Origin of the sequence: Streptomyces sp. NPDC096324, from assembly GCF_044763015.1 — a bacterium.
Lineage (GTDB): Bacteria > Actinomycetota > Actinomycetes > Streptomycetales > Streptomycetaceae > Streptomyces.
Genome location: NZ_JBIWFK010000006.1, coordinates 20,701 through 44,574, shown reverse-complemented (window position 1 = coordinate 44,574; position 23,874 = coordinate 20,701). Strand labels below are relative to the sequence as shown.

Genomic DNA, 23,874 nt, shown 5'->3' with positions numbered 1-23,874 from the left:
CGTGCCGCTCGCACCACCCCGGCTCCCCTCGCCGCTCCCCCTGTACGGGTCGTTCCCCACGGCTCCGGGCCGCGCGCTCCGGTCGCACGCCCGGGCCCGCCCATGTCCGTGCGCCGATCAAAATGCGCGACGGCGGGGAAGGGAGGAGCGTGGTGGCGAAGGGAGGAGTGCCATGGCCACGAAGGCCGCGTCCGGTCGGCGGGACGACCACCGGGGATGGCTGCGCGGCTCGCCCCCTCCGCGCTGGGTGCGGCTGCTCCCGCCCGTTCTGCTGGTGGCTGTCCTCGTGGCGGAACTCGTGAGCAGCGTGCCACCGGACATCGGCTTCCTGCTGGGCGCCATCCCCTCCCTGGCCGTCCTCTCGTACGGCCCCCTGGCGACGGCGGGCTTCGGCGTGGTCGTCGTGGTCCTGATGAACATCCCCGCCCTGCACCTCAACCATCCGGGCAACGCGGACCTGCTCACGATCACCTTCATCGCCGTGCTGAGCGTGTTCGTGTCGCTCGTCCGCAGCCGCAGGGACGCGCATCTGGTCACCGTGCGGTCGGTCGCGGAGGCCGCTCAGCTCGCCGTGCTGCCGCCGCTGCCCGAACGCGTGGGCCCGGTCCGCTGCGCCGGGCTGTACCGGCCCGCCCAGCGGGAGACGCTGGTCGGCGGTGACTTCTTCGAGGTACGGGACGGGCCGTTCGGGGTCCGGGCCGTGATGGGCGACGTACAGGGACACGGGCTGTCGGCCGTGGGGACCGTCGCCTCGCTGTTGGGGGCGTTCCGGGAGACGGTCCTCGACCAGCGTGATCTGGAGGCGGCCGCGGCCCGGCTGGAACGCAGGCTGGTGGTGGACTCGGCGTCGGTCGATCACGCCGAGCTGTTCGCGACCGCGCTGTTCCTGGAGTTCCCGCCGGGCACCGACACCGTGCGGATGGTGTCCTGCGGGCATCCCGCGCCGCTGTTGTTGCGCGGTGCGAAGGCTCTTGAGCTGGACGCCGAGCCGGGGCCTCCGCTGGGGCTGGGATTCTTCGAGCTGTCCCCGCCGAAGGTGCGCACGGTGGAGCTGGACCCCGGCGACCGGCTGTTCATGGCCTCGGACGGCGTGAGCGAGAGCCGGGACGCCGGGGGCGCCTTCTACCCGCTGCCCGACCGGCTGACCTCGTTCGCCGAGGAGCCTTCGGACGTGCTCGTGGACCACCTGTGGGAGGACCTCGTCCGGTTCTGCCCCTCGATCCGCGACGACGTCTCCGTCCTGCTCCTGTCGCCCCGGCTCCGCGGCGACCGGAACGACGGGGACAGGGACGCGGACGCCGGGGCGACCGCCGACAGCCACAGCGAGAGCACCGGCGGCTGACGGTCCTTCGTCAGGCCACCGCCGCGCCTGTCAGGTCGTCGCCGCGAGGTCGAATGCCGCGATGTAGCCGAACGTCATCGCGGGGCCGATCGTCGAGCCCGCTCCCGCGTAGCTGTGGCCCATGACGGCCGCGCTGGCGTTGCCCGCCGCGTACAGGCCCGGGATCACCGTGCCGTCCGGGCGCAGGACGCGGGCGCGGGCGTCGGTGCGCAGTCCGCCCTTGGTGCCGAGGTCACCCGGGACGATCTTGAGGGCGTGGAACGGGGGGAGCCACAGCGGGGCGAGGCAGGAGTTCGGGAGGATCGCCGGGTCGGTGTAGTAGTGGTCGTAGGCGCTGTCGCCGCGGTGGAAGTCGGTGTCCCTGCCGCTCAGGGCCAGGCTGTTGAAGCGGCTGACGGTGGTGCGCAGGGCGGCGGCGGGGACACCGATCCGCCCGGCGAGCGCGTCCAGGGTCCACTCCTTGTACGCGGCTCCGGACGTGTACCAGGAATCGGGGAACGTGAAGGTCGGCGCGACGTCCTTGAACAGGTAGCGGTTGCGGTAGTTCTGGTCGACGACCAGCCACGCCGGGATGTCCGGGGCGCTCGGGTTGCGGTCGTACATGGTGTGCACCACGTCGCTGTAGGGTCCGGCCTCGTTGACGAACCGCGCGCCGGCGGCGTTGACCAGCAGGCTGCCGGGCAGGGTGCGTTCGGCGAGGCAGAAGTAGGGCTCGCCGGGCAGCGGAATGGCAGGCCCCCACCATGCGTCGTCCATCAGGTCGAGCGCCGCCCCGGCCCGCCGGCCCGCCTGGATGCCGTCGCCGGTGTTCTCCTTGGCGCCCACCGTCCAGGCGGTCCCGATGGGCTGCCGCTGGAACTCGGCGCGCATGGCCGCGTTGTGCTCGAATCCGCCGGAGCCGACGACGACCCCGCGCCTGGCCCTGACCAGTCCGGCCGCGCCGTCGCGGGTGATCACCGCGCCGGTGACCGCACCGTTCTCCATGAGCAGGTCGGACATCGGGCTGTTCAGCCACACCGGGACCTGGGCGGCGAGCAGTCCGGCGCGCAGTCCGGCCGCGAGCGACTGGCCCATCGTCAGCGGTTTCTGGCCGAGCAGCGCCGCCTTGGTGCCGCGCGCCAGGCATTCGGTGGCGACGGCCGCGCCCTTCGCGCTCACGGCGGCGAGGGTGAGCCACTTGTAGTCGGCGCTGAAGACGACCATGCCGGCCGGAACGGCCATGTACGCGGGGTTCAGGTGGGCGAGTTCGGCTCCGAGGATGTTGCCGTCGAGCTGGTCGGGCTCCATGGAGCGTCCGCCCGGAAGGCCGCCGGGGAGTTCCGGGTAGTAGTCGCTGTAGCCCTCCATCCAGCGGAAGCGCAGCGGGCTGTTGGCCATGACGAAGGAGATCATGGCCGGTCCGTTGCCGAGGAAGGCCCGCTGCCGGTCGGCCGGGACGTCCGGGCCGACGACGGCCGCGAGGTAGGCGGCGGCCTTCGCCGGGGTGTCGGGGACGCCCGCGGCGAGGACGACGGGGTTGTTGGGGATCCAGATGCCCGCGCCCGAGCGGGCCGCCGACCCTCCGAAGGTGGCCGCCTTCTCCAGGACGACGCAGCTCAGCCCCCGTTTCGCGGCGGTGAGCGCCGCGGTCATCCCGGCGGCTCCCGAGCCGATGACGACGACGTCGTACGTGCCGAGGGGCGGCAGGTCGGCCGCGGTGGCCGGGCCGGCGGCCGCGACGGCACCGGCGGCCTGGGCGGCTCCGGCGGCGAGCGCGAGGGAGGCGCCCGTGGCCGCTCCGAGCACCCGGCGTCGCGACGGGCCGGGGGCCGGGAGGGAAGGGGCGGGTCTGGCGGGCTCGGTGTTCGGGGACATGACGGGGCTCTCCAGCAGGGCGAGGGAATGTGTGGCTCTCCGTTGCTCCGGGAGCCCGACTGACCCCCGCCGTACCGGTTCTGATGCAACGTCAGGAATGTCGCGCGAGGGTCTTGTGAAGTCAAGGGCAAGCGGAGCAGAGCTCGCCGATCACCCCAAGATCGGACAGAAGTTACCAACCGGTATGTAGTGACTTAACGAGCCGGTAACAGTAGAACCTGTTCCCACTCATCGAGAGTGAGGAGTGTCACGTGGGTGACATCAACCAGCAGACCAACGATTCCAGGGGTGTTTCGCGCCGACGATTCATAGCTGGAACAGGTTCTATTATTGGAGCAGTGAGCCTTGCCGGTCGCGCCGTCGCGGCCCCCGCGGTGATCGCCACGACGGCCTCGTCGATCCCGTCCGGCGCACACGTCCCCGTCCTCGTGATCGGCACGGGATACGGTGGCTCGGTCGCCGCCCTGCGCCTCGCCCAGGCGGGCGTCGACGTGCAGATGGTCGAGATGGGCATGGCCTGGGACACACCGGGCTCGGACGGCAAGATCTTCGCCAACACGACCAGCCCCGACCAGCGTTCGTACTGGCTGCGGACCAGGACCAAACAGCCCCTCAGCAACTTCCTCGGCTTCCCCATCGACAAGGACATCCCCCGCTACACGGGAATCCTCGACGCCGAGGAGATGGGCCAGATCATCGTGTACCAGGGCCGCGGTGTCGGCGGCGGATCACTCGTCAACGGCGGCATGGCGGTCACTCCCAAGCGGGAGAACTTCGGCGCGATCCTCCCGTCGGTGAACGCCGACGAGATGTACGCGACGTACTACCCGCGCGCCAACGCCACGCTCGGCACGGGCCTCATCGACCCGGCGTGGTTCGACACCACCGACTGCTACCAGTACGCGCGGGTCGGCCGGAAGCAGGCCCAGCGCTCCGGCTTCCCCTTCGTCTTCGTGCCCGACGTGTACGACTGGGACTACATGAAGCAGGAGGCCGCGGGCACCGTCACCAAGTCGGCCCTCGCCGGGGAGATCCTCTACGGCAACAACTACGGCAAGAAGTCGCTCCAGAAGACCTACCTGGCCCAGGCCACGGCCACCGGACGGGTCACCATCTCACCGCTGCACAAGGTCACTTCGGTCACGCCCGCGTCCGGCGGCGGCTACACGGTCCTGATCGACCAGCTCGACACCACCGGTGGCACCACGGCCACGAAGACGGTGACCGCGGACCGGGTGTTCTTCGCGGCCGGAAGCGTCGGGACGAGCAAGCTCCTCGTCCGGCTGAAGGCGACCGGCGCGCTGCCCGGCCTCAACGGCGAGATCGGCCAGGGCTGGGGCGACAACGGCAACGTCATGTGCGGGCGCGCCAACCACCTGTGGGATCCGACCGGTTCGCTCCAGGCCAGCATCCCCTGCGGGGGCATCGACAACTGGACCGCGGGCGGCGCGTTCGCCGAGGTCGCGCCGCTGCCCACCGGCATCGAGACCTGGGCGTCCTTCTACCTGTCCATCACCAAGAACCCGAACCGGGCCCGGTTCACCTGGAACGCCGCGACCGGGACCGTCGACCTCAACTGGCAGACCGCCTGGAAGCAGCCCGCCATCGACATGGCGAAGACGATCTTCGACAAGATCAACGCGAAGGAGGGCACGATCTACCGGACCGATCTCTTCGGCGTGTACAAGATCTGGGGCGACCATCTCACCTACCATCCGCTCGGCGGCGCCGTACTCAACAAGGCCACCGACAACTATGGGCGCCTGCTGGGTCATTCGGGCCTTTACGTCATCGACGGCGCGCTGATCCCGGGCAACACCAGCGTCAACCCGTTCGTCACCATCACCGCACTCGCCGAACGGAACATCGAGAACATCATCGCCGTGGACCTCTAGGCGGTGCGGACCCCGCGAGGGGTCCGGATCCGCTCAGGAGCCCGCGGCGGCTGCCGGGCGCACGCGGTCAGTGGGTCGGCAGCACGCACACGGCGTCCAGTCCCAGCACATGGTTGAGCCGGCCGAACGCCAGCCAGGAGCCGACACTCATGGTCAGCTCCACGATCTCCCGCTGGCTGTACAGGGCCGTCATCCGTGTCCAGAAATCCTCGTCAAGACCGTGGTGATCCAGGGCGTACCGCTCCGCGTACTCGGCGGCCAGCCGCGTCCGGTCGTCGAAGGCATCGGTGGTACGCCACTGGGTCACCGCGTCCGCGAACTCCTCCTCGACCTTCAGGCCGTCGCGCTCCGTACGCCAGTCGAGGCAGAACAGACACCCGTTGATCTGTGCGATGCGCAGCCGGGCGGCCTCGAACTCGCGCAGGCCCAGGGTCGTGTGCTCGTACACCGACAGGGAGAAGTTCGCGGCGGCCATGCCGATGCCGGGCACCAACTCACCCCAGACGTATCCGATCGGTTCCTGTCCTTCGGGAATGTCGACGCGCAGGGTCATGGGTCACTTCCTTCCGAGCCGGCCGACTGCTGGACGCAGCGGGACGTCGAGTGCGTCGTAGAGTCCTGGTTCCGCGTCCACGAGCCAGTCGATGGCACCGACCAGGCGGCCGACCGCGGTGGCGTTCCCGCCCGCGGACCGGTTCTCGCCCTCGTCGGTGGCCGCGACGGTGACCTCGATCCGCGGACGGCCCTCGACGATCACCCGGTGGGCGCCGTCCCCGTCGGGCGGCGAGGGCCAGTCCGGTGCGCAGGAGGCGTGGATGCGGGTGATGTGCTCGATGACGATCCGGGGCTCTCCCCCGACGATCCCCCGCACCTCGAAGCGGACCGCGCCCTGGGTGCCGGCCGCGAACTCGCCCATGGTGCGGGTGCTCACGGTGCCGGTCAGCGGGCGGCGCTCCATCGTCTCGGTGATGTCGTCGAGTTCGACGCCGAGGGCCCGTGCCATGAGCCGTATCTGGCCGCCCCACACCATCGTCGGGATGGACGGGGCGAGCATCAGGGGCTCGTAGTCCATCGGCTGCCCCATGCCGACCAAGTACCGTACGGACTCCTCCTGTTCGTACGTGGAGTAGTCGAAGATCTCCTGGCAGCGGATGGCGTCGATCGTGGTGCCCAGACCGCTGATCAGCAGGGGCAGGACGTCGTTGCCCCAGCCGGGATCGACTCCCGAGACGAACAGGGAGCCGCCCCCGTCGGCGATGGCGGCGAGCACGGGGTCCCGGAACTCGGGCGGGGCGCTGCGCTGGTCGTAGAGCGGATAGAGGGCGGGCGTGACGACCACCGCACCGGCCCGGACCGCCCTGGCGATGTCCGCGAGGGCCTCGTCGGGACGGATGTCGCCGGTGGCCGCGTAGACGACGGCTCCGGGCCCCGAGGCCAGGACCGCGTCGATGTCGTCGCTCGCCACGACGCCGAGGCCGTGGCCGAGTCCGGCGAGCTCGCCCGCGTCACGGCCGACCTTGCCGGGGTCGTGCACGAGCACGGCCGCGAGTTTCAGTTTCGGGTGGGCCTCGACGGCGCGGATGGCCGCGCGGCCGACATTGCCGGTACCCCAGACCACCGTGGAAATCATGCGGCGGAGGGTAGCGAGACGGCCTCGAGGTTCCTATAGCCGCGGCCGGGGAGAATTCCGGGCACCGACGGGAATTGTCGGACAGGCCCTAGTCTCGAAGCATGGCCAAGTACTTCGACGTTCACCCGGAGAACCCGCAGCGGCGCGTCATCACCCAGGTGGTGGAGATCGTCCGCAGCGGCGGGCTGATCGTCTATCCGACCGACTCCTGCTTCGCTCTCGGCTGCGCGCTCGGCAACCGGGACGGCATCGACCGCATCCGCTCTATCCGTCAGCTCGACGAGCGCCACCACTTCACGCTGATGTGCGAGGACTTCGCCCAGCTCGGGCACTTCGTACGGATCGACAACGCGGTCTTCCGCACGGTCAAGGCGGCTACGCCCGGCCGCTACACCTTCATCCTCCCGGCGACGAAGGAGGCTCCGCGCAGGCTGCTGCACCCGAAGAAGAAGACCGTCGGGGTGCGGATCCCCGATCACGCGGTCGCGCAGGCGATCCTGGCCGAACTCGGCGAGCCGCTGCTGTCGAGCACCCTGCTCCTGCCCGACGAGGACAAGCCGCTGACCCAGGGCTGGGAGATCAAGGACCGCCTCGACCATGTGGTGGACGCCGTCATCGACTCCGGCGACTGCGGCACCGAGCCGACGACCGTGGTCGACTTCTCCGGCGGGGAGCCCGAACTCGTACGCCTCGGAGCGGGCGACCCCTCGCGGTTCGAGTAGCCCCCGGCTTCGAGGGGTTCCCGGAAACGGCGCGCGACGTGGGTCGTCCTCGCGGAGGACCCACGTCGCGGCCGATGCGGAGATGTCAGGTGGGGCGGGTCAGCTCGTCGTCACGGCGGTGTCGTCCACGACGAAGCTGGTCTGGAGCGAGGAGTCCTCGACACCACTGAACTTGAGGCTCACCGTGGTGCCGGCGAACGAGCTCAGGTCGAAGGTCTTCTGTGTGTAGCCGGTGGCCTTGTTGAGGTTGGAGTAGGTCGCCAGCGTGGTCGATCCGGCGGTGACCGTCAGCTTGTCGTACTGCGAGCTGGTGGTGGTCTCCGCGGTGTCGATGTGCAGCCAGAAGGTGAACGAGGCCTTGCAGCCGCTGGGGATGGTCACCGACTGGGAGAGCGTGTCGGTGTGCGTGGAGCCGTAGCCGTCCAGCCAGGCCTTGTACGAGCCGCCGTGGGACGCCTCACCGGAGTCGGTGGTGATGACTCCGCTGGAAGCGGTCCAGGTGGTGGCGCCGGACTCGAACCCGGGGTTGCCGAGCAACTGCGACGAGGTGCAGGTGCCGCCACCGGTGGAGCTGACCGTCCAGGTGAACGACGCGGTGCCGGTCGCCCCGGTGCTGTCCGTGACGGTCACCGTGGTGCTGTAGGTGCCGGCGGTGGTCGGGGTCCCGGTGATCGCGCCGGTCGAGGTGTTGATCGACAGCCCGGTGGGCAGACCGCTGGCGGAGTACGTCAGGGAGCCGCTGTTGGTGCTGCTCGCCGAGATCTGCAGGCTCACCGCGGTACCCACGGTGGAGGACTGGCTGCCCGGGTTGGTGACGGTCACACCGCTGCTCGGCGGGGTGACGTGACCGCCGACGGCGATGCCCGCGAAGGCGTTCGCCACACCCGCGTACTGGGTGGAGCTCGCGCCGTACAGCGCGGTCGCGGCGTTCAGCGCGGCGGTACGGGCGCCCGCGTAGTTGGTGGTCGACGTCATGTACGTCGTCAGCGCCTTGTACCAGATCTGCAGGGCGGCGGCGCGGCCGATGCCCGCGACGGCGACACCGTCGGAGGTCGAGCTGTTGTACGTGACGCCGTTGATGGTCTTGGAGCCACTGCCCTCGGAGAGCAGGTAGAACATGTGGTTCGCCGGGCCCGAGGAGTAGTGGACGTCCAGGTTGCCGACGCCGGAGTACCACGAGTCGGCGGAGCCGCCGTCCTTGCTGGGCTTGTCCATGTAGCGCAGCGGGGTGCCGTCACCGTTGATGTTGATCTTCTCGCCGATGAGGTAGTCGCCCACGTCGGTCGAGTTGTTGGCGTAGAACTCCACACCGGTGCCGAAGATGTCGGAGGTGGCCTCGTTGAGACCGCCGGACTCACCGGTGTAGTTCAGGCCCGCGGTGTTGGAGGTGACGCCGTGGCTCATCTCGTGGCCCGCGACGTCGAGCGAGGTCAGCGCGTGGGTGCTGCTGGTGCCGTCGCCGTAGGTCATGCAGAAGCAGCTGTCGTCCCAGAAGGCGTTGACGTACGCCGTGCTGTAGTGGACGCGGGAGTAGGCGGCGACGCCGTTGTTCTTGATGCCGCTGCGCCCGAAGGTGTTCTTGTAGAAGTCCCAGGTCTCCGCGGCGCCGTAGGCGGCGTCCGCGCCGGCGGTCTGGGTGTTGGAACCCGCGCCGGTGCCCCAGACGTCGTCGGCGTCCGTCATCAGCGTGCCGGTGCCGGACGTGCCGTTGTTCAGCGAGTACGTCTTGTGGCTGCCTCGGGTGGCGTCCGTGAGCTGGTACGTCGATCCCGACAGCGTGGTGTTCAGCGTGACGGTGCCGCTGTACTGGGTGTTGCCGGTGCCGGTCTGGATGCCCTCGTACCGGGTGATCTCCTTGCCGGTCGTGGCATCGGTGATGACGTGCAGCTTGCTCGGCGTGCCGTCGTCCTGGACACCGGTCACCACGGTCTCCCAGGCGAGCCGGGGGGTGCCGGTGCCGGCCCAGACGACCTTGCGGGCGCTGTCCGTCGCGGGCTTCTCGGCCTTCAGCGACTTGGCGACCTTGAGCGCCTGGGCTCCGGCGGTCGCCTTGGTGACGGCGGCGGAAGTGCTCGCGACCTTGATGGTGTGCTTGTTGGCGAAGGTGGTGCTCACCGTGCCCGTGGCCTGCGAGGCGGGCGGGGTGTGGACCACGAGGTCGCCGCCGAGCACCGGGAGACCGGCGAAGGTGCGCTCGTAACGGGTGTGCAAGGTGCCGTCGTTGTCCTTGACGACGTCCTTGACGACCAGCTTCTCCTTGGAGCCGAGGCCGAGTGTGCCGGCGGTCGCGGTGGTCTGCTTCGATGCCTTCGTCAGCAGCGCCGTGTGCTGGGCCGGGGTGAGCTTTGCCTCAAGTCCCCCCGTGCGGAGGGGGGTTGTGTGGGGGGCGGGCTTGGCGACTGCCGGGACCGTCTGTATGCCGACGGCCAGGAACGCGGCGGTGGCCACCAGGGCTCCGGCCGCAGTCGCCTGACGGGGGAAACGTCTCACTCGTACTCCTACGCCTTCGGCCGCGGTCGGCGGCCGGTGACAGACCGGACAGACGGGATGTGCTGTCCGGGAAGCGCTGAGCAGGGCGCGCGGGAACGCGGCTGTGGGCAGACCATGGACGACCTGTCCCACAGGTGGGGGAAGGATGGCACTTTTGACCTAGCCATGACATGGCGTCATCGGCGATCGAGGGTTATCCCTACGCCCCCGCGCCGAAACCCCCTGCTGTCCATGGCCGCTGACAGACCGACAGCTCGACCGCGGCCGCTGACGGAACGACTGATGTGCCGGACCGCTGCCTGAACGACAGCTCTGCCACCGCCATGCGGAACCCGTGTCAGGGCCGGCCCGCTCCCGGCACCTCGACGCGGGTGGCGAGGACCTGACCGGAGCCGGGCTCCACCGGCGCGGACTCCGTCATGCCGCGCCAGACGGCGGCCACGACGAACAGCGTCCTCCTGTCCTGGCCGCCCAGTGCGCAGGCGAAGCCACCGCGGTCGAGGCCCACCCGGTCCAGGACGGCGCCGCCCTCGGCCACGCGCACACAGCACCGGCCGGGCACATCGGCGTACCAGACGGCGTTCTCCGCGTCGGCACAGATGCCGTCCGGGGTGCCCTCCCCCAGGTCCGCCCAGACCCGGCGGCCCGACAGAGCGCCGTCCGGGCCGATGTCGAAGGCGAGCAGAGCGTGCCGGTAGGAGTCGGCGACGATCAGGGTCGAACCGTCGAGGGTCACGGCCATCCCGTTGGGAAACGCGATGTCGTCGGCCACCTCACGCACCGAACCGTCCGGGGTGACCAGTGAGACCGATCCCGGTGCGAAGGCCTCACCCGCCATCGGGTCGAACCCGGCCCTGTTGACATAGGTGTTTCCGCGGTCGTCGACCACGATGTCGTTCCAGCCGGGCCGGCCCAGGTCGGCGTACGTGGCCAGGGACCCGTCGGGCTCCCGTCGGAGCAGCAGACCCTCCACCGAGGAGACGATCAGCAGGCCGTGGTCGGGGTGCCAGTCGGTGCACAGCGGCAGCGAGGCCACCCGCGCGACCACTTCGACGCGCCCGTCGGCCGGATCGATGGCGAGGACCTCGCCCGCGGTCCAGTCGGAGAAGTAGAGCCGGCCCTCGTGCCACCGCGGCGACTCGACCAGCCCGCGTCCTTCGATCAGCGTCCGCGTCTCGTCCATCCTCAGCACATCCTTCGCTCCGGACCGGCCCGGTACCGGTGTCCCACTTCCAGAACGAACGGACACCGGCCGGATCGACGGATCCCGGACCGTCATAGGGCGCGGAGTGGCCGTGCCGCTCGGCGGGCCGCGGTGATCGTCACATCGTTTAATGACGGAGTCGGAGGAGTCGTCCTCGAGCAGGAGCTGCCCATGTCGGCGACACAAGCCCCTTCAGCCAGCGGGCGGACCAGGCCCGGGGTTCTGCAGCGGCTGGGTGAGTGGTGCGCCCGCCATTTCGTGATCGTCATCGTGGCGTGGCTCGTCGCCCTGGGTGTGCTCCAGGGGCTGAACCACTCGTTCGGCGGGCAGTACTCCGACAACTTCCAACTGCCGGGAGTGCAGTCCACCGAAGGGCTGGACGTCCTCAAGGCGCACGATCCGGCGGCGGGCGGCTACAGCAGCCAGATCGTGATGCGCGACACGCAGAAGCCGCTGACCGAGCTGAGTTCCCAGATGAACCAGACGGTCAGCTCCCTCGGGAAGCTTCCGCACGTCCTGTCGGCGCAGAACCCGCTGCCGCCGCCCGGCTCCCAGCCGTCCTCGGGGCAGTCCCAGCAGCAGAACGTCGGACCGCTGTCCAGCGACGGGAAGACCGGCTACATCACGGTCCGTTTCGACGTGCAGCCTTCGACCCTCGGCGACGGCTACCTCCACGGCGTGGACAACGCCGTCCAGCCGCTGCGGTCGGCGGGAGTCGACGTCGAGTACGGCGGGCCACTGGGCGAACTGGCCAGGCCCGAGGCGAACGACAGGATCAGCGAACTGATCGGGTTCGCGGTGGCGATCGTCGTCCTGCTCGTCGGGTTCGGCAGTGTCATCGGGGCGGTTCTGCCGCTGGTGACCGCCCTGATCAGCGTGGTGGGCGGCCTCGCCATCCTCGGACTGCTCGCCGCCGCGACCGACTTCGCGACAGTGTCGCCGACGCTCGCCACCATGATCGGACTCGGCGTCGGCATCGACTACGCCCTGTTCCTGCTCACCCGTCACCGGCAGAACCTCATCAACGGCGCGGATCCGGTACGGGCGGCGGGCCGGGCCACCACGACCAGCGGACGGGCCGTCCTGGTCTCGGGCTGCACCGTGATCATCGCCCTGGCCGGACTGTCCGTCTCCGGTGTCTCGTTCATCAGCAAGCTCGGCCTCGCGGCGGCCGTCACGGTCGTCTCGGCGGTGGCCGGCGCGCTGACCCTCGTCCCCGCCCTGCTCGGGCTCATCGGCAGGCGCATCGACCGCTACCACGTGCGCACGCCGATCGCGGAGACGAACGCCGCGCCCGGCGCGCCCGTCACCGGCACCTGGCACCGCTACGCGCAGCGCGTCGAGCGGCGCCCCTGGTGGTTCCTGACCGGCGGTCTGCTCACGGTGCTCATCCTGGCCATCCCCGTGTTCACCATCCAGCTCGGGCACATCGGTGACGGCGCCGACCCCAAGTCCTTCACGGACCGGCGGGCGTTCGACATCATGTCGGACTCCTTCGGGCCCGGCTCCAACGGCCCGCTGACGGTCGTCATCGACCAGACGGACGTACCGTCGGACAAGCGTTCCGCGCTGGCGTCACAGGCGCAGAAGACGGTGAGCGGTGTGTCGGGGGCGGCCGTGGTCACCCCGCTGACGGCCACCAAGGACGGGGACGTGCTGGTGGGCACCGTCTACTCCAAGGTGTCCCCGCAGAACAAGGACACCACGGCCCTGACGAACCGCCTGGTGGACGACACCCTGCCGAAGGCCGTGTCCGGGTACAGCGCCAAGGGCTACGTCACGGGCACGACGGCCGCGCAGGTCGACTTCCGCAACATCGTCGCGAGCCGGCTGCCCCTCATCATCCTCGTGGTGGTCGCGCTGGCCTTCATCATCATCCTGATCGTCTTCCGGGGGATTCTCGTCGCGCTGAAGGCGGCGATCCTCAACGTGCTGTCCATCGCGGCCTCGTACGGAGTCGTCGTCGCCGTCTTCCAGTGGGGCTGGGGCGGACCGGCGCTCGGGGTCTCGGGCAAGGTGCCCATCGAGAGCTATGTGCCGATGATGATGTTCGCGATCATCTTCGGGCTCAGCATGGACTACGAGATCTTCCTGCTGTCGCGGGTCCACGAGTTCTGGCTGCGCAGCGGGGACGCGAAGGCGAGTGTCGCGCACGCCCTGGAGATCACGGCCCGCGTGATCACCTGTGCCGCGCTGATCATGATGAGCGTCTTCGCCGCGTTCATCCTGAGCGACAACATCGTCGTCAAGATGCTCGGCCTCGGCCTCGCCGTGAGCGTGCTCATCGACGCGACGGTCGTACGCCTCCTGATGGTCCCGGCGGTCATGACCCTGCTCGGCGCCCGCGCCTGGTGGACACCGCGCTGGCTGGACCGGATCCTGCCGCACATCGACCCCGAGGGCGATGAGCCCGCCATTCCGGCTCCCACCGGCCCACCGGTCGGCGGCTGAGACCCGTACCGCGCCGTCGGACGCGGGGCTGAGACCCGTACCGCGCCGGCGGACGCGGGGCACGGCCCGGTGCCTTCCCCCACCCCGCCCCCGCGGTGGAAATGCGCGTGCTCCGGACGGTACGGGTCCCTAGCATGACCGGATGCCCCGCATCGAACGCCTGCGTCCCGGCCACGCGCCCGCCCTGCTCTCGTTCGAGCGGGAGAACCGCGCCTACTTCGCCGCGACGATCCCCGATCGCGGCGACACCTTCTTCGACCGGTTCGACGCCCTCCTCGGTGAGCGCCTCGCCGAACAGGCCGCGGGAATCTGCCACTTCCACCTCGTGGTGGACGGCACCGGCGCGGTCCTGGCCCGCGTCAACCTGGTCGACGTGGCTCACGGTTCGGCCGACCTCGGCTACCGCGTCGCCGAGCGGGCCACGGGGCGGGGGCTCGCCACGGCCGCCGTACGGGAGATGTGCGCCCTGGCCGCGAGCGCGTACGGTCTCAGTGCCCTGAGCGCCCGTACGACCGCCGACAACGGCGCGTCCCGGACGGTTCTGGCCCGCACCGGATTCCTCGTCACCGGCGAGATCGAGCTGAACGGACGTCCGGGACTTCGCTTCTCGCGGGAGCTCCCCGCCGCCGGCTCCGCAGGGTTCCCGGCCGCCGGGGCCGCGCTTCCGGCGGGGCGCGCGGCCCGTCAGGACAGTGGTTCGGCGGCCGGGTTGATCGGCGACTGATAGGCACCGCTGGCCAGCATGCGGACCTCGCCGGCCGGGCTGATCTCGGCGCGGAGGATGCCCGTGTGATCGCTGTACACCGGGTTGCCGCCCGGCCCCTGGGCAGTCGTCCGCTCGACGACCACCTCATCCGTCACCATGCGTGCGTCCGGTCCGGGATGGGTGAAGGTCAGCCGGTAGCGGTCCACAGTCTTCATCAGGCCCTCCGCGCCGAAGCGACAAATTCAGGTAATAGGGACTATGTCTCCATCATGCGTCCCCACACCCGCGGGCCGCGTCGCCCGCGCCGGGCCGCCCGCCGTCCGGCGGCACGCCCGGCGGGGGCGTCCGGTCACCGTCCGTGACGCCTCTCGCCACGGGACGCCGGGCAGTGTAGACATAGCTCATGGTCGGACTATTGGGTCGAACCCGGGCTCAGTCGGCCCGCCGCCCCAGTACAGCGCGCCCCCAGCGCGGGCGACACGACGGCAAGCACGGGAACGGCCCGTCCAACGGGCTACGCTCCGCCATCGGCGGGCGCAGTGTCGCCGGACAGGTGTTCGTCCTGCAAGTGGTGATCGTGCTGCTCCTGGTCGTCGCCGCGGTGGTCGCACTGGTACTCCAGGTCCGGCATGACACGACGCAGGAGGCCCGCAACCGCTCGCTCGCCGTAGCGGAGACCTTCGCCAACGCGCCCGGCACCCGCGCCGCCCTCGGCGCCCCCGACCCCACCGCCTTGCTGCAGCCCAGCGCCGAGGCCGCCCGCAAGGCGTCGAACGTGGACTTCATCGTCGTGATGAACACCGACGCGATCCGCTACACGCACCCCAAGCCCGACCGGATCGGCAAGAAGTTCATCGGGACCACCGCACCGGTCCTGGCCGGCCACTCCGTCGTCGAGCAGGTCAACGGAACGCTCGGACCGCTGGTGCAGGCCACCGTCCCCGTCGAGGCACCCGGCGGCAAGGTCGTCGGCATGGTGTCGGCCGGCATCACCACGAAGAACGTGGGCGGCGCCGCCGACCACCAGCTCCCGCTCCTGCTGGGCGCCGCCGCCGCGGCACTCTCCCTGGCGACCGCGAGCACCGCGCTGGTGAGCCGACGCCTGCTGCGCCAGACGCACGGCCTCGGCCCGTACGAGATGACCCGGATGTACGAGCACCACGACGCCGTGCTGCACTCCGTCCGGGAAGGAGTGATCATCGTCGGCGCGGAGGGGCAGTTGCTCCTGGCCAACGACGAGGCGAACCGCCTGCTCGACCTGCCCGCGGACGCCGAGGGACAGCACGTCCAGCGGCTCGGCCTCGACTCGGGCACCGCCGAACTGCTGGCCTCCGGGCGCGTCGCCACCGACGAGGTCCATCTCGTCGGGGAACGGCTCCTGGCCATCAACCAACGGCCCACGCACCTGCGGGGCGGACCGGCGGGAAGCGTCGCCACGCTCCGTGACTCCACGGAACTGCGCGCGCTCTCCGGCCGGGCCGACATCGCCCGCGGACGACTCAAACTCCTCTACGACGCCGGCGTGCGCATCGGCACGAGTCTGGACGTCACCAGGACGGCCGAGGAACTGACGGCGGTCGCGGTCCCCCGGTTCGCGGACTTCGTGACCGTGGACCTGGCCGACGCGGTGCTGAACGGGCAGGAGCCGGACGCGGGCACCGGACTGCGCCGCACCGCGTCCGGCGGCATCCGCGAGGACGCGCCGCTCTATCCGGTCGGCGAGCACATCGGCTTCGTACCGTCCTCCCCGCAGGCCCACAGCATGCGCACCGGAGAGGCCGTGGTCGAGCCCGATCTCGGCGGCGCCCCGGGCTGGCTGGCCCAGGACCCGAAGCGCACCGCACAGGTCGTCGACTACGGAATCCACTCCCTCATCACGGTCCCCCTGCGCGTCGGTCCGCTGGTCATGGGCGTGGTCAACTTCTGGCGCTCCGAGAAGCCCGACCCCTTCGACGTGGACGACCTCGCCCTCGCCGAGGAACTGGTCGCCCGAGCGGCGGTCTCCATCGACAACGCGCGCCGCTACACGCGCGAGCACACGATGGCCGTGACCCTGCAGCGCAGCCTCCTGCCGCGCACCCTGCCCCATCAGAGCGCCCTCGACCTCGCCTACCGCTATCTGCCGGCGCAGGCGGGGGTCGGCGGCGACTGGTTCGACGTCCTGCCGCTGTCCGGGGCCCGGGTCGCGGTCGTCGTCGGCGATGTGGTCGGCCACGGACTGCTGGCCGCCGCGACGATGGGCCGGCTGCGTACGGCGGTCCACAACTTCTCCGGCCTCGACCTGCCGCCCGACGAACTGCTCGGACTTCTGGACGAGCTGGTCGGCCGGATCGACCAGGACGAGCTCCCCGAGGACAGCAGGGCCGCCGTCACGGGCGCCACCTGCGTGTACGCGGTCTACGACCCGACGACGCGGCGCTGTACCGTCGCCCGCGCCGGACACCCGCCGCCCGCGGTGATCCACCCGGACGGCAGCGTCGAGTTCCCCGACGTGCCGGCCGGCCCGCCGCTCGGCCTGGGTGGTCTCCCGTTCGAGACGGCCGAGCTGGAGCTGGAGGAGGGCAGCCGCCTGGTGCTGTACACGGACGGCCTGGTCGAGGACCGGGAACGGGACATCGACGTCGGGCTCGAAATGCTGCGCACGTCGCTGGCCGGAGCCGACCGCTCGCCGGAGGACACCTGCCAGACGGTGCTGAACGCCCTCCTGCCGGACCGGCCGAGCGACGACATCGCCCTGATCGTGGCGCGTACCAACGCCCTCGATCCCGACCGGATCGCCTCCTGGGAGGTGCCGTCCGAACCCTCCGCCGTGGGCGAGGTGCGTGCCTCGGTCAGCCGGCAACTGGCGCACTGGGGGCTCGACGAGCTGACGTTCACCACGGAGCTGATCCTCAGCGAGCTGGTGACCAACGCGATCCGTTACGGCACCGGGCCCATCGGGGTCCGCATGCTGCTGGACCGGGCGTTGATCTGCGAGGTCTTCGACGGCAGCAACACCTCACCGCATCTGCGGTACGCGGCGACGACGGACGAGGGCGGACGGGGTCTGTTCCTGGTCGCCCAGCTCACCGACCGCTGGGGCACGCGCTACACACCCGAGGGCAAGGTCATCTGGGCGGAGCAGCCGCTGCCGTGAGTGTCGGGTGAGGTCGGTCCCTGGCCCGGATCAGCCGGGGCCGGATCAGCCTGGGGCGGACCAGCCCGGGCCGGGATCAGCCCGGGGCCGGATCAGCCTGGGGCGGACGGTCCGCCGCCGCCGTCCCGGGTGTCCGACTCCCCCACCGGGGTCGCGCCGGCCGAAGCGCCCTCCGCGTCACCGGCGCCGTCCACGGGCGTCATCGCGGCGGCGCCTCCCTGGAGCCGTTCCAGGTCGGAGGGGCGCACCTGGATGACGATCAGGGCGACCAGCGCGGCGACGACCGCGAAAGCGGCGGCGGCGACGAACGCTCCCGAGATGCCGGACGTCAGCACCTGGCTGCTCCAGGGCGCCGGAAGCTGTCCCGTCCTGCGGAACTGCAGTTGCTGTGCCGGGGTCGCGGTCTTCAGGAAGTTCGCGACCTGGTCCGTGGCCTCGTTGCGGCTCGCCGTGCCGAAGACCGTGACCAGCACGGACAGGCCGAGCGATCCGCCGACCTGCTGGGTGGCGTTGAGGATGCCGGAGGCGGCACCCGTGTCCTTGGGTTGCACCCCGGACACCGCCATCAGCGTCAGCGACACGAACTGCAGGCCCATGCCGAAGCCGAAGACGAGGGTCGGTCCGAGGACGCTGCCGAGATACGTGCTGTTGACGTCGGTGAGCGTCAGCCAGCCGAGGCCCAGCGCGGCCAGGATCGCGCCCACCGCCATGAAGGGTTTCGGACCCCACCGGGGCAACAGATTCGAGGCGACCCCCGCGCCGATCGCGATGATCACGCTCACCGGCAGGAAGGCGAAGCCTGCCTTGAGCGGGCTGAACCCGAGGATGTTCTGCACGAACAGCGTCAGGAAGAAGAACATCCCGAAGATGGCGGCGGACAGACTGAGCATCATCGCGTAGACGCCCGAGCGGTTGCGGTCGCGGAACATCCACAGCGGCGTGATGGGCTGTCTCGACCGGCGTTCGACGGCGATGAACGCGATCAGGAACACCACGGCCGCCCCGAAGGACGCCAGGGTGAGGGGGTTGCTCCAGCCCTTCTCCGAGGCCCGGATGAAGCCGTAGACCAGCAGCACCATGCCGAGCGTGGACGTGAGGGCGCCCAGGAGGTCGAAGTGGCCCGGGTGCCGCTCGGATTCCTTGATGTAGCGGGGGGTCGCGAGCACGATCAGCAGGCCGATGGGGACGTTCACGAAGAACACCCAGCGCCAGTCGAGCCATTCGACGAGGATGCCGCCCGCGAGCAGCCCGATCGCGCTGCCGCCCGCGGAGACGGCGGCGAACACACCGAACGCCCGGTTGCGCTCGGGTCCTTCACGGAAGGTGGTGGTGATCAGCGACAGCGCCGTGGGGGAGGCGATGGCGCCGCCGACGCCCTGCAATGCGCGAGCGGCGAGCAACTGCCAGGCGTCCTGGGAGAGTCCGCCGAGCAGCGACGCGAACACGAAGAGCAGCACGCCGAACATGAACATCCGGCGTCTGCCGAGGATGTCCCCGGATCGTCCGCCGAGCAGGAGCAGACCGCCGAAGGTCAGCGTGTAGGCGTTGATCACCCAGGACAGGTTCTCGGTCGAGAAGCCGAGCGAGCTCTGGATGTGCGGCAGCGCGATGTTCACGATGGTGATGTCGAGAACCACCATGAGCTGGCAGGAGGCGATGACGAGGAGTGCGATACCGCTGCCTCGGCCCCGCTGCGGGGATTCGGCAGACTCGGAGGATGTCACGTGATCGGCCGTCATCGAAAATGGCCCTGCATCGCGGGTCGGCGGTGAACATGGATGCCCACCCCATCGACGTTAAGCCTGCCCGCCCCGCCTCACCAATCGATCAACGACGGCCCCGGATCGCCGTCTCACCCGACCGGCCGGGTGAGACGGCGACGACGCGGACAGGACACCGAGGCCCGCGGCCACGGCCGGTACGCCGTGGTCGAAGGGCGGGTACGCGGGTGGACCGAGCAACGGACCGCGCCGGGGTACGACTTGAGGAACTGATGCGGAGCCAGACCCCCGCGCCGGCACCGTGCAGTACACCGCGCGGCCGGTGGCCGGGCTCGCGCCGCCGGGCTGCGGGGTGACACGGCGCGTGTGAACCTGCCGAGTGTGGATGTCCAGGCACACGACGCGGGACCCGGAGGCGCACGCCCGTCGGCGCCGACCGCTGTGCTGATCGCGACGTGCGTCTCGACGCTGGTGGTCAACGCGAACACCTCGGCGGTGAGCATCCTGCTTCCGGCGATCAGCGCGGACACCGGAACGTCGCTGGATGTCCTTCAGTGGGCCGTCACCGGGTATTCACTGGTGGGAGCCGCAGTGATCGTCACCTCGGGGGCCCTCGGCGACGTGTTCGGGCGGCGCCTGGTCTTTCTCGGCGGCTTGGCGCTGTTCATCGCCTCCTGTGTGCTCATCGCGCTGTCCGACAGCGGAGGCGGGGTGATCGCGGGCCGGGCGATCCAGGGGGCGGCGGGGGCCACGATCCTGGCCTGCGGAATGAGCCTGTTGTCCGTGTCCACCTCGGGCGAGGGACAGGTGCGGGCGGTGACGCTGTGGGGTGGCGCGTCGGCGGTGGGAGCCGCGGCCGGGCCGTTGCTCGGCGGCCTGCTGGTGGACGGCACGGGATGGCAGGGCCTGTTCTGGATCGACGCGGCGATCGCGCTCGCCTGCGTACCGGTCACCCTGAAGGGTGTCGCCGAGTCCCGCGATCCGGATCGCGGCCGCTCGATCGACTTCGCCGGAACCGTGCTGATCGCCGGTGTACTCGCCCCGGCGCTGCTCGCCCTCAGCGAGGGGGCCGCCTGGGGATGGACGTCGGCAGCGGTGCTGGGATGCTTCGCGCTGGCATTGGTGTCGTGCGTGGCGTTCGTCGCGGTGGAGCGGCGGGTCGAAGCACCGCTGGTCGACCTGCGGCTGCTGAAGGATCGCGTACTGATCGGGGCGACGGTCGGGATCCTGCTGAGCGCGGGTGTGATCAACGGTCTGATGTACCTGGTCAGTCTCTACTTCCAGAACCCCGCCACGCTCGCGCTGAGCCCCTTCGAGGCGGGCCTGGCCACGCTGCCCGCGACGGTGGGTCTGATCGCGGTCACGCCGCTCGTCCCCCGGATGGTCCAGCGGCTGGGCATCGGACCCGTGATCGCCGCCGGCTTCGCGGCGGCGACGGCCGGTTGTGTGCTGCTGGCCTTCGTCAAGGGCGACTGGCGGTACGCGGCCTTCGTCCTGCCTCTCGTGCTCCTGGCCGCGGGTCTGGGACTCGTCAACGGTCCGGCGAGTTCGGCGTCCACTTCGTCGGTGTCCGCCGACGATGTCGGTGCCGCATCGGGTATTTCGAACATGGCGCGCTACATCGGTGCGGCGGCGTTCACGGCGGCCGTGGCGACGGTCAACGCGACGGTGGGAGCGTCTCGGCGGTCGGAGGGCGACGGGGCGGCGGACGCGCTGGCGGCGGGCCTGTCCAGCGCGTGCGTGCTGCTCGCGATCGCGTCCGGGGTGGGCCTGCTCCTGTCGGTCCTGGCCGTTCGTGCCCGCCGACGCCGGGTCGGGCCGGGTGCCTACGGAGCGGCCGCGGCCTCGCACGCACTCACCGTCCCGGTCGAGAGCCAGTGACGGCGTGCGCGCTCGAAAACCACTTCGCCGAGGCGGCGGAAGCCCGTAGGGTGCCGCCCATGGTGACGGCGACGGTGCGTGAGTGGAGCGACGAGGAGGGGTGGGGCGTGCTCGACTCCCCCGAGACTCCCGGCGGTTGTTTCGGCCACTACTCCGACATCCGGGCGCCCGGCTTCCGCACACTGTCACCGGGCCAAGAGGTGGACCTCAAGTGGGAGGCCCCCGGCTTCAAGCAGGACGGATACGACTACCGAGCCGTGAGCATCACCCCTCGGCCTGCCTGACGCCCGCTCCTGTCCCGGGCTCGGTCAACGCGGAGCCGCAGGCCACCGAGGCGCATGGACATGAGGCAGGAACCGTCCGCTCGCACTCCCTTCACCGTGGGGGGCACGAAACGGACGGCCGCCGACTGCGCCGAAGCCCTGCGGGTTCGGCACATGCGTTCTCGGCGTTCTCTCGGGCCGAGACCGAGAGGTGACGTCGCCTCAGATGGTCGGAGTGTTGTCGACGATCGGCCTGTGAATCTCAACGACCGGCTTCCACCCCGCGGAGAACTCGATGAAGTCCGCACGGGTGGGGTACGTGTCGATCGCGCGACGGTCACGCTTGGGGCTGTCGCTCCCCTTGCGCCCCCGGGGAATCTGCTCCTCGAAGATGTCGACCTTCACGTCGGGAACCTCCTTGAGGCCCTGGCGCCAGATCTGCACGATGTCGGCGCCGAACGCCTGCCGGGCCGCGGCGTAAAGGGCCGTGAGGGCCCCCTTGTCCCCACCAGGGACGAAAAGCGCCAGGTCCAGCACGACACCGGCGGACTGGAGGACCTCGATGGTCACCGAGCCGTTCTCGTCGGCCAAGTAGATTCCGGCTTCATTCTCGTCGTCGGGAAGGAAGGAGACCTCTTCCTGGAAAACGGTTCTCGCCGTGATCGAGCCGCCCTCGAAATGCTCACCGGACTTGGTCAGAAAAGCAGGGACATAGCAGTCGGGAAGCTTGAGTTCTGCCGTATCGGCGGAAATGAAGAGCCTGTCCTTCACGCCGAGCTTCGTCACCTCTTCCAGCGAGAGGCGGCGAGCGGCAATCTTCTCCGTGTTCACGATTTCCCTTTCCGGTTGCACTGTCCCTCCGAACAAGGACGCTACCACGAAACCCCGAGGTCAACTGCCCAGCAATCCTTGGGTAAATGGCCCCCGGCGACCTGCACGGGAGGATACCGAAGCGAGTGCCACTCGGTCCGGAACACGTATCCGCCAGGGAGTGGCCCTCGTCATCGTGTTGGGGATCGACCGGCGGTTGCATTGGGGCGCGTCGGGTAGCACGGAGGAACTAGAAGAGAGTTTGCGGCAGATATCACCTATATCCCCTTCGGGGAAGTGGCGGCGAGGTCGGGCGATCCATTCATCGTGCATCTCGAGGAGCGCAGCGGAAACCAGGTCGCGTACCTCCTGCCAGAGACGCTCGTTGATGATCGAGGGCAACCGACCCTGGCCGACTGCTTCCCCTCGGAAGACACGGATGCCTGCGACATGGTGACTGCGCCAGTGGCGTTGCCGCATCGACCGATCCCGATGGCAGCTTGGGATCCACCTCACCCGGCCGTTGCTGACGGCCTCGGCCGGCTCCCGCCCGGGCGGGAGCCCGGATCGCCGTCTCACCTGGCCAGTCGCCCCAGCAGTGACGACGCCGACAGGACGCCGAGGGCCGCCGCCACGGTCAGTACGGCGTAGTCGAGGGGCAGATGCGCGGGTGTGCCGAGCAACAGGCCCCGCAGGGCGTCGACTTGGTAGCTGAGCGGGTTGACCAGGCTGACGGCCTGGAGCCAGCCCGGCATGACGGCCACCGGGTAGAGGGCGTTGGAGCCGAAGAACAGCGGCATGGTGATGGCCTGGGTCAATGCCGGTTCACAAGGTATTTACTGTCAACTGACGCACGGCTGCCGGAGCGTCCGATTCACCTCAAGGGCGCACCAGCCTGTGCCCAATGGGATCACGAACGTGGCCTGGGCCTGCCAACCGGAACCAGCGCGTGAGCGGACCGCGACTCTCTTAAATGTCGCCAAGAGCTCTATCTTCGACTGCACCATCTGACCGCAGATGGACACGGCCATACAAATCGGCCCGACCGGCAAGAAGCTGCTGCCGCTGACGGTCAAGAACGCGGGTCCGACGCCGGCATCGAGCGGTCACTCTCACTGACGTGAGCGGGCCAATCGATCGGGTGATGGGGGCGCTGGCGGGAGCGAGCGAGGACGAGGTGGCGGCGGCACTATCTGCGGTCGGCGCCTCGGCCCCGCTCCCGGCGGCGCCGCCAGCACCCCTCCGGACGCCACTGCCGGGCCCTGAGGCTTCGCTGCACATCGTTTCCGAGGTGGAGTGGGTCTGAGGGCCGTATCGGCCTGTACGTGACTGCGTAGCCGCGAGCCCCCTTCCCTGACTGGGAAGGGGGCTCGCGGCGTTCGGCGGTGTGTGAATGCGTGCGACCGAGCTCCCTGTCAGAAGCTGCTCCTGTGGTGGGTCTTACTGGTCTGCCTTGTAGGTTTCCCGGTCCTTGAGAAGGCCCCACGCCTTAATGTTCCAGTTCTGCGGCTCCACCAGGATCGTCTTCCATGCTGTGCTGGTCGTGGTGATCTCTATCCGGTGGTGCGGAAAGCTCCGATCGATCTTGACGATCTCCACAGGCGGGAACTGATGGGACCCGCCGCTCTCCGCGAAGAAGTGGAAGCCACCTGTATGCCTGGGCACGGCTGTCCCGACGGCATGCCGCTCACCGATCTTGGCGTCCAGGCAAGCTGCGGGCGTCGGAGCGCCACATATACCGATGGCGTTATCCGCCACACTTGGCTGTG

The 23,874-nt window shown here is 69.9% G+C and carries 17 protein-coding genes and 1 pseudogene; 8 read left to right on the top strand and 10 right to left on the bottom strand.

The window, feature by feature from the left end; genetic code table 11:
* Positions 1-172 precede the first annotated feature (172 nt).
* Positions 173-1,342, top strand: a complete 1,170-nt coding sequence (locus ACIQ7M_RS17295; protein ID WP_403644704.1) for a PP2C family protein-serine/threonine phosphatase — start codon at positions 173-175, stop codon at positions 1,340-1,342.
* A gap of 30 nt (positions 1,343-1,372) precedes the next feature.
* Here the strand turns inward: ACIQ7M_RS17295 and kstD are convergent, their stop codons facing one another.
* Entirely contained in the window at positions 1,373-3,196 is a 1,824-nt protein-coding gene (kstD, locus tag ACIQ7M_RS17290; protein ID WP_403644701.1) for a 3-oxosteroid 1-dehydrogenase, read from the bottom strand.
* A 338-nt stretch (positions 3,197-3,534) separates the two neighbouring features.
* On the opposite strand from kstD, the gene ACIQ7M_RS17285 reads away from it, so the two are divergent.
* The gene (locus tag ACIQ7M_RS17285; protein WP_403644698.1) at positions 3,535-5,091 is read left to right on the top strand and encodes a GMC oxidoreductase; all 1,557 of its coding nucleotides are present in this window, start codon (positions 3,535-3,537) and stop codon (positions 5,089-5,091) included.
* A 67-nt stretch (positions 5,092-5,158) separates the two neighbouring features.
* Here ACIQ7M_RS17285 and ACIQ7M_RS17280 read toward each other — a convergent pair whose 3' ends face one another.
* Both ACIQ7M_RS17280 and ACIQ7M_RS17275 read right to left on the bottom strand, forming a co-directional pair.
* Positions 5,159-5,638 (bottom strand): carboxymuconolactone decarboxylase family protein, encoded by a 480-nt coding sequence (locus ACIQ7M_RS17280; protein WP_355772990.1) that lies wholly within the window; start codon positions 5,636-5,638, stop codon positions 5,159-5,161.
* Between the two features lie 9 nt (positions 5,639-5,647).
* Positions 5,648-6,721 (bottom strand): dihydrodipicolinate reductase, encoded by a 1,074-nt coding sequence (locus ACIQ7M_RS17275; RefSeq protein ID WP_403644695.1) that lies wholly within the window; start codon positions 6,719-6,721, stop codon positions 5,648-5,650.
* A 101-nt stretch (positions 6,722-6,822) separates the two neighbouring features.
* On the opposite strand from ACIQ7M_RS17275, the gene ACIQ7M_RS17270 reads away from it, so the two are divergent.
* Positions 6,823-7,443, top strand: a complete 621-nt coding sequence (locus tag ACIQ7M_RS17270) for an L-threonylcarbamoyladenylate synthase (RefSeq protein WP_386980787.1) — start codon at positions 6,823-6,825, stop codon at positions 7,441-7,443.
* A gap of 99 nt (positions 7,444-7,542) precedes the next feature.
* Here ACIQ7M_RS17270 and ACIQ7M_RS17265 read toward each other — a convergent pair whose 3' ends face one another.
* Positions 7,543-9,933 (bottom strand): M4 family metallopeptidase, encoded by a 2,391-nt coding sequence (locus tag ACIQ7M_RS17265; protein WP_403644691.1) that lies wholly within the window; start codon positions 9,931-9,933, stop codon positions 7,543-7,545.
* A gap of 337 nt (positions 9,934-10,270) precedes the next feature.
* Positions 10,271-11,116, bottom strand: a complete 846-nt coding sequence (locus ACIQ7M_RS17260; RefSeq protein ID WP_403644688.1) for an SMP-30/gluconolactonase/LRE family protein — start codon at positions 11,114-11,116, stop codon at positions 10,271-10,273.
* Between the two features lie 192 nt (positions 11,117-11,308).
* Between ACIQ7M_RS17260 and ACIQ7M_RS17255 the strand changes: the two genes are divergently transcribed.
* Both ACIQ7M_RS17255 and ACIQ7M_RS17250 read left to right on the top strand, forming a co-directional pair.
* Positions 11,309-13,588, top strand: a complete 2,280-nt coding sequence (locus ACIQ7M_RS17255; RefSeq protein ID WP_403644685.1) for an MMPL family transporter — start codon at positions 11,309-11,311, stop codon at positions 13,586-13,588.
* 142 nt (positions 13,589-13,730) lie between these two features.
* Positions 13,731-14,312, top strand: coding sequence for a GNAT family N-acetyltransferase (locus ACIQ7M_RS17250; protein WP_403644682.1), 582 nt, complete (start codon positions 13,731-13,733; stop codon positions 14,310-14,312).
* On the opposite strand, the gene ACIQ7M_RS17245 is transcribed toward ACIQ7M_RS17250, so the two are convergent.
* The gene (locus ACIQ7M_RS17245) at positions 14,273-14,509 is read right to left on the bottom strand and encodes a DUF6296 family protein (protein ID WP_355766665.1); all 237 of its coding nucleotides are present in this window, start codon (positions 14,507-14,509) and stop codon (positions 14,273-14,275) included. The two genes, ACIQ7M_RS17250 and ACIQ7M_RS17245, sit on opposite strands and share 40 nt — an antisense overlap.
* A gap of 188 nt (positions 14,510-14,697) precedes the next feature.
* Here ACIQ7M_RS17245 and ACIQ7M_RS17240 point away from each other — a divergent pair, with 188 nt between their 5' ends.
* Positions 14,698-17,430 (top strand): SpoIIE family protein phosphatase, encoded by a 2,733-nt coding sequence (locus ACIQ7M_RS17240; RefSeq protein WP_403644678.1) that lies wholly within the window; start codon positions 14,698-14,700, stop codon positions 17,428-17,430.
* Between the two features lie 92 nt (positions 17,431-17,522).
* On the opposite strand, the gene ACIQ7M_RS17235 is transcribed toward ACIQ7M_RS17240, so the two are convergent.
* Complete coding sequence (locus ACIQ7M_RS17235) at positions 17,523-19,169, bottom strand: MFS transporter (RefSeq protein WP_403644675.1); 1,647 nt, start codon at positions 19,167-19,169, stop codon at positions 17,523-17,525.
* Positions 19,170-19,532: 363 nt separating this feature from the next.
* Here ACIQ7M_RS17235 and ACIQ7M_RS17230 point away from each other — a divergent pair, with 363 nt between their 5' ends.
* Both ACIQ7M_RS17230 and ACIQ7M_RS17225 read left to right on the top strand, forming a co-directional pair.
* Entirely contained in the window at positions 19,533-21,032 is a 1,500-nt protein-coding gene (locus ACIQ7M_RS17230) for an MFS transporter (RefSeq protein WP_403644672.1), read from the top strand.
* A 59-nt stretch (positions 21,033-21,091) separates the two neighbouring features.
* A complete protein-coding gene (locus tag ACIQ7M_RS17225; protein WP_386980771.1) occupies positions 21,092-21,316 on the top strand; it encodes a cold-shock protein in 225 nt (74 codons plus the stop codon).
* A 201-nt stretch (positions 21,317-21,517) separates the two neighbouring features.
* Here the strand turns inward: ACIQ7M_RS17225 and ACIQ7M_RS17220 are convergent, their stop codons facing one another.
* The 3 genes and pseudogenes from ACIQ7M_RS17220 to ACIQ7M_RS17210 all read right to left on the bottom strand — a co-directional run bounded on the left by ACIQ7M_RS17220 (position 21,518) and on the right by ACIQ7M_RS17210 (position 23,863).
* Positions 21,518-22,126 carry a hypothetical protein gene (locus ACIQ7M_RS17220; protein WP_355774291.1) on the bottom strand — a complete coding sequence of 203 codons (609 nt, stop codon included), beginning with the start codon at positions 22,124-22,126 and terminating at the stop codon, positions 21,518-21,520.
* Positions 22,127-22,680: 554 nt separating this feature from the next.
* A pseudogene (locus ACIQ7M_RS17215) lies at positions 22,681-22,917 on the bottom strand (ABC transporter permease); the annotation flags it as partial.
* Positions 22,918-23,545: 628 nt separating this feature from the next.
* Positions 23,546-23,863 carry a hypothetical protein gene (locus ACIQ7M_RS17210; RefSeq protein WP_403644668.1) on the bottom strand — a complete coding sequence of 106 codons (318 nt, stop codon included), beginning with the start codon at positions 23,861-23,863 and terminating at the stop codon, positions 23,546-23,548.
* Between the last annotated feature and the right edge of the window lie 11 nt (positions 23,864-23,874).